9 protein-coding genes are annotated in these 10,796 nt (G+C 73.1%); 1 reads left to right on the top strand and 8 read right to left on the bottom strand.

Features of this window, described 5'->3' with window-relative positions; genetic code table 11:
* Window positions 1-76 precede the first annotated feature (76 nt).
* Window positions 77-541: a phage holin family protein gene (locus tag ACFP2V_RS19695; protein WP_381213808.1), complete on the bottom strand. Its 465-nt coding sequence runs from the start codon at window positions 539-541 to the stop codon at window positions 77-79.
* Window positions 542-601: 60 nt separating this feature from the next.
* On the opposite strand from ACFP2V_RS19695, the gene ACFP2V_RS19690 reads away from it, so the two are divergent.
* Complete coding sequence (locus tag ACFP2V_RS19690; protein ID WP_381213805.1) at window positions 602-952, top strand: VOC family protein; 351 nt, start codon at window positions 602-604, stop codon at window positions 950-952.
* A gap of 136 nt (window positions 953-1,088) precedes the next feature.
* Here the strand turns inward: ACFP2V_RS19690 and ACFP2V_RS19685 are convergent, their stop codons facing one another.
* From ACFP2V_RS19685 to ACFP2V_RS19655, 7 genes are all read right to left on the bottom strand, one after another.
* Window positions 1,089-1,673 carry a GNAT family N-acetyltransferase gene (locus tag ACFP2V_RS19685; RefSeq protein ID WP_381213802.1) on the bottom strand — a complete coding sequence of 195 codons (585 nt, stop codon included), beginning with the start codon at window positions 1,671-1,673 and terminating at the stop codon, window positions 1,089-1,091.
* Between the two features lie 38 nt (window positions 1,674-1,711).
* The gene (locus ACFP2V_RS19680; protein ID WP_381214051.1) at window positions 1,712-2,644 is read right to left on the bottom strand and encodes a S66 peptidase family protein; all 933 of its coding nucleotides are present in this window, start codon (window positions 2,642-2,644) and stop codon (window positions 1,712-1,714) included.
* A gap of 32 nt (window positions 2,645-2,676) precedes the next feature.
* Window positions 2,677-4,641, bottom strand: coding sequence for a dipeptidyl-peptidase 5 (locus ACFP2V_RS19675; protein WP_381213801.1), 1,965 nt, complete (start codon window positions 4,639-4,641; stop codon window positions 2,677-2,679).
* Between the two features lie 4 nt (window positions 4,642-4,645).
* Window positions 4,646-5,950, bottom strand: coding sequence for a M20/M25/M40 family metallo-hydrolase (locus ACFP2V_RS19670; protein ID WP_381213799.1), 1,305 nt, complete (start codon window positions 5,948-5,950; stop codon window positions 4,646-4,648).
* Window positions 5,943-6,776 carry a M55 family metallopeptidase gene (locus ACFP2V_RS19665; protein WP_350858394.1) on the bottom strand — a complete coding sequence of 278 codons (834 nt, stop codon included), beginning with the start codon at window positions 6,774-6,776 and terminating at the stop codon, window positions 5,943-5,945. The genes ACFP2V_RS19670 and ACFP2V_RS19665 overlap by 8 nt, the downstream gene beginning before the upstream one ends.
* 213 nt (window positions 6,777-6,989) lie before the next feature.
* Window positions 6,990-7,715: a class I SAM-dependent methyltransferase gene (locus ACFP2V_RS19660; protein ID WP_381213795.1), complete on the bottom strand. Its 726-nt coding sequence runs from the start codon at window positions 7,713-7,715 to the stop codon at window positions 6,990-6,992.
* 299 nt (window positions 7,716-8,014) lie between these two features.
* Window positions 8,015-10,534, bottom strand: coding sequence for a SpoIIE family protein phosphatase (locus ACFP2V_RS19655; RefSeq protein ID WP_381213792.1), 2,520 nt, complete (start codon window positions 10,532-10,534; stop codon window positions 8,015-8,017).
* Window positions 10,535-10,796 lie beyond the last annotated feature (262 nt).

The raw sequence follows: 10,796 nt of genomic DNA, 5'->3' as shown, positions 1-10,796 counted from the left end.
GCGGTGGAGGCACGGGCCACCGCCTGTGCCTCCACCGCGCCTCGTCCGCCTCGTTCGAGGCCTGTCTCACGACCGGTCAGGCCCGAGGGCCCGGTGCGCCGGGGGCCGGGTCGTCCGGCCGCGGCGGTACGGCTCCCGTGGCGGGCGGCGTCGACGGCACCGGCGGAGCTACGCCACCGGTGCGCCCGCGCTCGGCGTCCTGCTGCCCGGGGACGGACGCCTGCCCGGCGGCCCCGCGCCCGGGGGCGGGCGAGGGGCGGGCCGCGTTCCGCAGTGCGTAGGCCAGGGCGCCCAGAATCACGGCCGTGATCAGCGCAGCGGCCCAGCCCGGCAGGACGAGGGCGAGGGCGAGCCCCACGGCCAGTGCGACGGCCGCGCCCGCGTACAGGGCGGCGGCGCCGGACGCGCCGTACAGGGCGGCCTTGCGGCGCTGCCCCCGCGCCTGTTCACGCAGCTCGTCGCGTACGCTCTCGCGGGCCACCTGCGCCAACTCGTCGACCAGGTGCTTGTCCAGATGCTGCATGTGCTCCAAACGCTGCATGACGCCCGGGTACCCAACGCCCCGAGCACATAACGCCGTTCCCCAACTAGGCTCGTCACCATGGAGATTCTGGGTGCCACACTGCGCGTCTGCGTCGACGACATCGAGACCGCGATCCCCTTCTACGAGCGGCTGGCGGGAGGCAGGGCCCTGCGCTTCGAGCGGGCCGGTGTCCAAGTGGCCGCCGTCGGCTGCTTCCTGCTGATGAGCGGCCCCGCGGCCGAACTGGACGTGCTGCGCAAGGTGGCGGCGACCATCGCGGTGAAGGACGTCGAGGAGGCCGGTCAGGTGCTGGCCGAAATGGGCGCGGACATCATCGCGGGCCCGCTCCCCACACCGGTGGGCCGCAACCTCATCGCACGGCACCCGGACGGTGCGGTCTACGAGTACGCGGACCGCCTCGCCGTCTGAACCGCCCGGCCACGGCTCCGTCCGTACCCGTCCCGTCCCGGTCCGTGCCTCCCCCGCTCGGGCCGGCGAGGCACGGACCGGGACGGGGTGACGCCGGCGGCCTTGCGGACACGGGGCGCCGTACGCTCCGACGCGATCAGCGCGGTCCCCGCATCTCGCGGGTGAGGGCCCAGCGTTCGTGGTCGCGCCAGGCGCCGTCGATGAAGAGCATGCCCGGCGAGAACCCCTCCAGACGGAATCCGCGGCCACGGGCCAGGGCGATGGAGGCGGCGTTGGCGGGCTGCACGTTGATCTCCAGCCGGTGCAGCCGCATCGGCCCGAACGCGTGCCGCACGACGAGGTCCAGCCCTTCGCGCATCAGCCCGCGCCCCGCCGCGTGCGCGAACACGCCGTACCCCAGGACGCCGCACTGGAACGCGCCGTGCACGATGTTGTTGATGTTGATGAACCCGGCGATGGAGCCGTCACGGACTCCGTCGTCAGGGCCCGCGCCTGCATTCGCCTTCTCGCAGACCAGGAGGCCGGCCTTGGCCGGGTCCTCGATCAGGCGCTGCGCGTACGCGGAATACGCCGAGGCGCTGTCCGGCGGGAACAGCCAGGGGTGGTGCAGGTCCTTGCTCTCCCGGGCACGGGCGGTGAACTCGGCGCTGTCCGCGTGGGTGAAGTGGCGTATGCCCACACGGGGGCCTTCTGCAAGATAGCGGGAAGCGGGGTGCGGCACCGTGCCACCCTACGTCGGGTTCCGGGTACGGGAGGGGCTCAGCTCAGCGCCGGCTCGTCGAGCGTCAGGGTGCCCGCGTCCGCGTCGAGTTCGGCCGTGACGCCGAACGGCACGGTGAGCGCCCCGTCGCAGTGCCCGAACCCGAACTGTTCGGCCACGGGCACGCCGAGACCGCCGAGCCGGTCGGCGAGCAGCGCCCGCACCTTCTCGTACGGGCCGCACTGTGCCCAGGAGCCGAGCAGCAGCCCCGACACCCCGTCGAACCAGCCGGCCCGCGACAACTGGGTGAGGTACCGGTCGAGCCGGTACGGCTCCTCCCCCACGTCCTCCAGGCACAGCAGCCCGCCGCGCGCGGAGGGCCTGGCGTGCGGGGTGCCGAGGTCGGCGGCGAGCAGGGCGAGGCAGCCGCCGAGCGTGACGCCGCGCGCCCGGCCGGGGACCAGTGCGGTGCCGTCGGAGGCGAGGGTGCGGACGGTCTCCGGGGCGAACAGGGTGGCCTTGAGGTGCTCCTGCGCGCGGGTGTTCTTGAGGAAGTCGATGCCCGCCGCCATCGGCCCGTGCAGGGTGACCAGGCCGAGCCGGGCCGCGAACGCCTCGTGCAGGGCGGTGATGTCACTGAACCCGACGAAGACCTTCGGTCCGGCGGCCCGCATCGCCGGCCAGTCGAGCAGGTCGACCATGCGCTGCACGCCGTAGCCGCCCCGGGCGCAGATCACCGCGTCCACGGCGGGGTCGCACCAGGCGGCCTGCAGGTCGGCGGCCCGGTCGGCGTCGGTGCCGGCCAGGTAGTCGAACTCGCCGTGACGGTCCAGGACATGGGGGGCGGCCATCGGGTCGAGGTCCCAGCCGCGCAGCGTGTCCAGACCGGCCTGCAGCCGCTCCTCCGGCACGGGCCCGCTGGGCGCGACGACGGCCACCCGGGCACCGGGGCCGAGCCGGGGCGGCCGCCGCAACGGCTCGACCCGGCTCATCCACTCGGCTCGGTCCATCGGTGCGACCCGGCTCATCGGGTCAGCTCCAGGACCGGCACGTCCGGTACCGACAGTCCGAACACCTGGGCGTACAGGGACAGTTCGGCTTCCAGTGCGCGCACCATGGTCTCAGCGCGCCGGAAGCCGTGCCCCTCTCCCTCGAAAGTGAGATACGCGTGCGGCACGCCCTTGCCCTCCAGCCGGGCGAGGAACCGCTCGCACTGCACGGGAGGGCAGATCCGGTCGTCCAGGCCCTGGAGGAGCAGGAACGGCGCGGTGAGCCGGTCGGCGTGCGCGACGGGCGAGCGTTCGGCGTACCGCTCGGGGACTTCGGCGCGCGGGCCGATGAGGCTCTCGAGGTACTGGGACTCGAAGTCGTGGGTCTCCCCCGGGCCCCAGCCGGTCAGGTCGAGCACCGGGTAGATGATGGTGCCGCAGGCGTAGATGTCGGTCGTGGTGAGGGAGGCAGCCGTGGTCCAGCCGCCGGCGCTGCCGCCGCGGACGGCGAGCCGGTCGCGGTCCGCGGTGCCCTCGTCGGCGAGGGCGAGCGCGACGGCGGCGCAGTCCTCGACGTCGACCACGCCCCACTGCTCGCGCAGCCGGTCGCGGTAGGCACGCCCGTAGCCGGTGGAGCCGCCGTAGTTGACCTCGGCGACGCCGATGCCGCGCGAGGTGAAGTAGGCGATCTCGAGGTCGAGCACGAGCGGTGCCCGACCGGTGGGCCCGCCGTGTGCCCAGATCACGTACGGCGGCAGCTCGCCGTCGGGCCCGGCGCAGCCGGGGTTGCGCGGCGGGTACACCTGGGCGTGGATCTCGCGGCCGTCCGGCCCGGTGAAGGTGCGGGCCTGCGGTGCGGGGTAGTGGGCGGGGTCCGCGGCGTCCTCGTGCGGGGCGCCGATCACCCGGGCCCTGCCGGTTCGGGTGTCCAGCTCGACGACCTCGTGGGCGCTGCGCGGGCTCGCTCCGACGGCCACGACGCGCTCGCCGTGGGACGCGAGCGTGGGCGTGAACTCGGTCCAGGGCCCGGCCGCGTCGACGACCTCGCCCGTCTCCGGGTCGAGTATGCCGAGCGTGGCGGCGCCCCGGCCGTGCACGACGGCGATCAGGCCGCTGTCCAGCGGGGTGAACCAGCGCGACCCCGGCTTCCACAGCGGCCCGCCGAACTCTTCCTCGCGCGGGCAGACGGGTTCGCCGTCGAGGTAGAGGTTCCACCAGCCGGTGCGGTCGCTCGTGTGGAGCAGTCGGCCGTCGTGCGTCCAGTCTGCCTGGGCGACCGACTCGCCCGGACCGCCGGCCACGGTGCGGGCGTCGTGCAGGGTGCCGTCGGGGGCGACGTCGGCGAGGCGGAGTTCGGTACCGTCCCAGGGCATGCGGGGATGGTCCCAGGCCAGCCAGGCGGCGAGCCGCCCGTCGGGCGAGAGGCGCGGCCCGGTGACGAACCGGTGCCGGTCGTCGGTCAGTTCGCGCACGGTACCGCGGTCGTCGGCGGCCGAGCCGTCCAGCGGTACGGCGGCCAGGACACGGCGCACGTCACTGGGTCCGTCGCCGGTGGACTCCTCCAGGACGCACCACACCTCGCCGCGGTCCGGCAGCAGGGTCGGCTCGGCCCAGCGCAGCCCCTGCCCCACCGGGGAGACGGGGGTCAGCGGACGCGGCTCGCCGCCCGGTTCGTACCGGTGGAGGCGCTGGTCGGCGAAGTCGACGAACACCACAAGCGGGTCGTCGTCCCGTACGAACCCGGCCCAGGGCCGTCCCCCGTACTCGTGGACCCGGCTGCGCACATTCCATGGCGCGGGCAGGACGGACTCCTCGGCGCCGTCGGAGTGCCGGCGCACCAGGGTGCGGCGGCCGCCCTCGGCGGGCCGGGGCTCGGTCCACCACACCTCGTCCCCGACGAACCCCACGTACTCGGGGCTTCCGTCGTGCGCCGCGGCCGTGGCCGCGTCGATGGGCGAGGGCCACTCGCCGTACGGCAGGGTTCGCACCGTCTCCCCCATGGGCTCAGGCCGTCCGCAGGAACCGGTCGAGGACGCGGACGCCGAAGTGGAGCGCCTCGACCGGGACGCGCTCGTCGACTCCGTGGAAGAGCGCCTGGTAATCGAAGCCCTCCGGCAGTTTCAGCGGGGCGAAACCGTAGCCGGTGATGCCCAGGCGGGAGAACTGCTTGGCGTCCGTGCCGCCGGACATGCAGTACGGCACGGGGTGCCCCTCGGGTGCGAACTCCTGCACCGCGGCCCGCATCCGGGCGAACGTCGTCGAGTCCACCGGCGACTGAAGGGCCGGCTCGCGGTGGTGGAACTCCCAGTCCACGTCGGGCCCGGTGAGCCGGTCCAGGGTGGCGTGGAAGTCGTCCTCGCCACCGGGCAGGATCCGTCCGTCGATGTACGCCTCGGCCTGGCCGGGGATCACGTTGACCTTGTAGCCGGCGTCCAGCATCGTCGGGTTGCTGCTGTTGCGGAGCGTGTGCTCGACGAGCTTCGCGGCCGGGCCCAGCTTGGCGAGCAGCGTGTCCACGTCGGACAGGTCGGGGTCGACGCCGTACAGGGCGGCGAGTTCGGTGAGTGCCGCGCGAACGGTCGGGGTGAGCCGCAGCGGCCACTCGTGCTCACCGATGCGGGCGACCGCGGCGGCCAGGCGGGTCACCGCGTTGTCCCGGTTGACCTTGGACCCGTGGCCGGCCCGCCCGCGCGCGGTGAGCTTCAGCCAGGCCGTGCCGCGTTCTCCCGCGGCGATCGGGTAGAGCTGCCGGCCGGCGCCGTCGTGGACGGTGTAGGCGCCCGATTCGCTGATGCCCTCGGTGCAGCCCTCGAAGAGCTCCGGGTGCCGGTCGGCGAGGAAACCGGAGCCGTCCTCGGCGCTGGCCTCCTCGTCGGCGGTGAAGGCGATCACGATGTCGCGCCGGGGCCGCACGCCCTGGCGGGCCCAGGCCCGCACCACGGCGAGGATCATCGCGTCCATGTTCTTCATGTCGACGGCGCCGCGTCCCCAGACCACCCCGTCGCGCACCTCACCGGAGAACGGGTGCACGCTCCAGTCGGCCGCCTCGGCCGGTACGACGTCGAGGTGACCGTGGACGAGGAGCGCGTCGGCCGTCGGGTCGGTGCCCGCGAGGCGCGCGACGACGTTGGTCCGGCCGGGGGTGCGCTCGAGCAGCACCGGTTCCAGGCCCGCTCCGGCCAGCCGCTCCGCCGCGTACTCGGCGGCGGGCCGCTCCTGGCAGTCACCGCCGCCCCGGTTCGTGGTGTCGATCCTGATGAGGTCGGACGTGAACGTCACGACCTCGTCCAGGGCGTGTTCGTCAGCCATACTGCTCCTCCACCGCGGCCGAGGCGATCGTGGTGACCGCCTTGAAGGTGCGGATCCCGTCGTACATGGTCCCGCTGGTGTACGCCACTTTCCGCTCGCCGGTCCGGGCCACGCCCGGTACGACGGTGGCGGCCATGGCCAGATGCTCGGCGTCGAACTCCACCGCGACGGTGAAGGGGCCCGCGGCCACCGGCTCGTGGCGCACCGCGAGCGCGGCGGCGTCCTTGGCCGCCGCGCGGATGTCGGAGGCCGTCCGGGCCGGTGTCCGGCACACCGCCGCATACCGCGACACGTGGTCCTTGACCGCGACCTTCAGCGCCCCGGGCGCGTAGCCGAGCGCGTCCTCGCAGGCCACGTCGTCGCCGGTGACCAGGACGACCGGCACCCCGTACTCGGCGACGACGGCCGCGTTGAGCAGGCCCTCGCTCGCCCGTTCGCCGTTCAGCCACACCCCGGTGATGGAGTTGGCGAGGAAGGTGTGGGCGAGGACGCCCTCCATGCCGGCGCCGGCGTGATAGCCGATGAACGCGATGCCGTCCACGTCGCCGTGCTGCACGCCCTCGACCATGGACAGCGACTTGTGCCGCCCGGTGAGCATCTCGGCCCGCTCGTCGAGCCGCTCCAGCAGGAGATTGCGCATGGTCCAGTGCGCCTCGTTGATCAGCACCTCGTCGGCGCCGCCATCGAAGAAGCCCCGCACGGCGGCGTCGACGTCGGAGGTGAACATGGACCGGCAGCGCTCCCACTGCGGGGTGCCCGGCAGCACATCGGCCGGCCAGGTGACGCCGGTGGCGCCCTCCATGTCGGCGCTGATGAGGATCTTCATGCGCCTCACGCTACGTCGTGCTGCCAAAACTCTGCCAGGCCTGTGGAAAACTCTCACCGGCCCAGACCAATGACGGTACAGGACGCACGGGACCGTCTCCCACCTGCCCCTATGCCACTCCGCACCCCTTCCCGTACGCCGTAAGCCCCTTCGTGCCGCCGCAGCCGCTCCGTCAGGCCACGGATACTCCGTCGGACCGCGACGGGCCCCGGGTCACCCGGCGCGTCCCGTCACGTACCAGCCGGACGGCAGTTCGATGCGGGAGCCGTCGGGCGCGTACTCCGTCGTCGTGAGGGGCACGGTGCCGTTCGCCAGGAGGGTCAGCCCCGCCGCGGCCAGGAACTCCGGCACCGCGTCGTCGGCCACCCTCCCTGGGGCTATGCCGTGCCGGAAGACCGCCGCCACCTTGGGCGGCGGGCCGGCGGGCGGGGCCGTGAGGCTCTGCAGCAATGCCCCGGCGGCCTCGGAGGGTTCGACGAGGAAAGCACGGCCGCGGTCGCCGATCAGGGTGGCGATGCCGTCCACCAGGGACTGCCGGTCGTCGGTCTCGCACTGGTGCAGCACACCCCGCAGGTAGACGTTGACGTCGCCGAGTTCCGCGTACAGGCCCTGCGCCTCGCCCTTGTCGGCGGCGTCCAACTGCCGGTAGGAGGCCCGGCCGGCCGGATCGGCACGCCGGGCGTGGTCCAGGGCGGCGGCGGACAGGTCGGCGCCGACGACGTGCGGGAAGCGGTCGGCGAGGAAGCGGGTCTGGGTGCCGTTGCCGCAGCCCAGGTCGACCAGCGGCAGACCGGGATCGGACAGATACGGTTCGAACAGGGCCAGGTGGCGGGCGACGGTCAGGGTGGGTTCCGCGTCCCAGAACACTCCCCCCTGCCCGCCCGGCGCCTCGCGCCAGAACCCCTCCCACGCCTCCCGGTACCGACTGGTCACGCTCATGCCCAACTCCCCAGGGTGTGAAGCGAATCCGCCCGCGTGACGGGCCAATACGGTGTACCGCGCGCCGGGGCGCACCGACAAGGACACGGCGCATTTCTTCACGCCCCGTTCGCCTCGGGTGAGCCCCTGTTCGCGTCGCGTGAACCCTCGTTCGCTTCGGGTGAGCCGTCCGACCCGCCTCCGAGGAGCCACCGTTCGTGTCGGCCGGTCGTCCACGCGCGTCGAACGGGGCCCTCGTTCGCGATGCCGTGGGACGGGGGGGCGGGGGACGGGGGACGGGGGACGGGAAGCGTGCCGGATCAGCGGCGCGGCAGCGTCAGTTCGAACCAGACGCTCTTACCGGAATGGGTCCGGCTGGTGCCCCACTCCCGCGCGAGCCTGCTGACCACCCGCAGCCCGCGCCCGAACTCGTCCATCGGCCCGGTGTTGAGGAGTGTGGGCAGTTCGTGGTCGTCGTCCTCCACCTCGCACAGCAGGGTGTCGCCGCGGACCAGGCGCAGCGCGACGGGCCGGGCGTGGGCGTGCCGTACGGCGTTGGTGACGAGTTCGCCGACCATCAGCTCGGCGTGGTCGGCCTGCTTCTCCAGGCCCCACTCGTAGAGCTGTTCGCGGACCATGGCGCGGGCCCGGGGGACCTCCGACGGGTCGGGGACGAGCCGCCACTCGGCGACGTGGTCGGGCTCGATACCGCTCAGGCGTGCCATCAGCAGGGCCACGTCGTCCTTGCGGCCGCCGCGCCCCGCTTTTGAAAACGTCACAGCGAGGGCCCGGATGATGGTGTCGCAGGCGTCGTCCATGGACGCGGCCGGATGGGCGGCGGATTCGCACAAGGTGGCGAGGCCGACACCGATGTCCTCGCCACGCACCTCGACCAGTCCGTCGGTGCACATCACCAACCGATCACCGGGCTCCACGCGCACACGCACGGACTCGAACGGCACTCCGCCGACGCCGATCGGGGCACCGGTGGGCAGGTCGAGCAGTTCACTGCGGCCGTCCGCCGCACGGACCAGGACGGGCGGGACGTGTCCGGCGTTGGCGAGGCAAAGCTCGCTCGCGATGGGGTCGTAGACGGCGTACAGACAGGTCGCCAGATGGGTGTCACCAAGCCGCTGGGCAAGGTCGTCGAGGTTGCGCAGCAGCTGCGTGGGCGGCAGGTCGAGCCCCGCCATGGTCTGCACGGCGGTGCGCAACTGTCCCATCATCGCGGCGGAGTTCAGGCCGTGGCCCATGACGTCGCCGACGACGAAGGCGGTGCGGGCGCCGGGCAGCTTCACCGAGTCGAACCAGTCGCCGCCGACCCGGCCGAGCAGCGTGCCCGGCAGATAGCGGGTGGCGATGTCGCAGCCCGCCATGCGCGGCGGGATGTGCGGAAGCATGCTGTCCTGGAGCGTCTCGGCGACGTTCTCCTGGTAGGTGTACATGCGCGCGTTGTCCAGCACCAGGCCCGCACGGGCGGCGAGTTCGGCGCCGGTGACGCGGTCCATGTCGTTGAAGACCTGCCGCTCCGGGTGGCGCAGCAGAATCATGAAGCCGAGGACGACCTGACGCGCCTTCAGCGGTACGACGAGCATCGAGCGGCCGGTGATCAACGGGCGTATGTCGCGCTTCTCGAACTGCGAGGCGACGGCGTGCCCCATCTGCTCGCTGATGCGCGGCACGAGGACGGGCTCGCCGGTGGTCATGCACTGGAAGAACGGGGTGTGGGCCGGGAAGGGCATGGCTTCGCCGACGGGCACGACGTCGTCCCAGCGGCCGGGTTCGTCGGTGTGCTCGAGGGCGACCCGGTGCCACATGGTGGTGGTGTCGGGCACGCCCTCGTCGAAGCCCTCACCGGCGACGACCTGTTCGCGCAGATAGGTGCCGGCGACATCGGTGAAGCGGGGCACGACGGCCTTGCTGACCTCGACGATGGTGCGGGACAGGTCGAGGGAGGTGCCGATCCGGGAGCTGACCTCGTTGAGGAACTCCAGGTGTTCGCGGACGGCGGCGTACTCGAGGTCCTCGGCCTCGTCACGCTGGTCCTCGGGCACGGGTTCGCCGACCGCGCGGGCCCGTAAGGCCCGTTCGCGACGGGCCTTACGCTCCGCGCGGCGGGGAACCCCCCAGTCGGGGGTGACGGGCACCCGCTCATTCTGGCTGAACTCCAGGATCGGATAGCCCAGTTCGAGGATCTGGGCGGCGATGCGGGCACTCTCCCCGACGCTCATGCTGGGCAGGATCTCGGGGAGCCGGCGGGCCAGGTCCGCGGAGCCGGGGAAGTCGGTGTGCAGGGCGAATCCGGGGGCGATCCACTCGAACGCCTCCGTCTCGTCGCCGTGCAGCGCGTCCGCGTCGGCGGCGAGCACCAGCAGCCGCTCGCTGCCGGGGCCGACCAGCGGGTAGGCCCACCACAGCACGTCGACGCGCCCTGACCTTGCCCTGGACCCGCGAGCGGGGGCGGGAGCAGGGGCGGCGAGGCGGGCGCGGCCCGCGGCCGGATAGGACAGGCCCCGGCCGAGGGAGGATTCGAGATCGGGGCCGAGACCGTCGTGGTCCGCGTACGACGCGTATGCACCGTGCCACCCGGCTTCTCCCTCCTCCCCGTCCTCGGGGAGGGCGCCGGAGACCGGCAGCAGATCGACGGCCGGGCGGCCGAGGGCGTCGCCCTTGGAGAGCCCGAACAGGCGCCGTGCGCCTGTACTCCAGTGCGAGACCAGCCCGTCGCGGTCCACGACGACGACGGCCAGGGGGATCCGGCCGGCACCGAGGCCTTCGGTCACCGCGCCGTCCTCGGCTCCATGGTCGGCCGGTGCGTCCCGCTCGGTGCCACGATCCATGGCCCAGGCCCTCTCTCCCCACGGATCCCAAGATCTGTACCGCCGTACCACCGTACGGGCGCGGCTGATTGCGATGTGTGGCAATACGGGAATTGACCGCCGGTGTTCGCATCGGGATGCGCTCCATCGCACGGACGCCCCTTCCCGACCTCCTTCCCGACCTCCTTCCCGGCCCCGGATCCGCACCACGCTCCGGGCGGCCGGCGGATTCCGCCCCGGGGCGTGTGCCCGGCCAACGGCGCTGCCGCCGCGATCGGTTCGT

It is taken from the genome of Streptomyces incanus, assembly GCF_042656345.1.
Taxonomy (GTDB): domain Bacteria; phylum Actinomycetota; class Actinomycetes; order Streptomycetales; family Streptomycetaceae; genus Streptomyces; species Streptomyces incanus.
The sequence above is the reverse complement of the archived record's forward strand: the minus strand, read 5'-3'. Positions and strand labels throughout refer to the sequence as shown.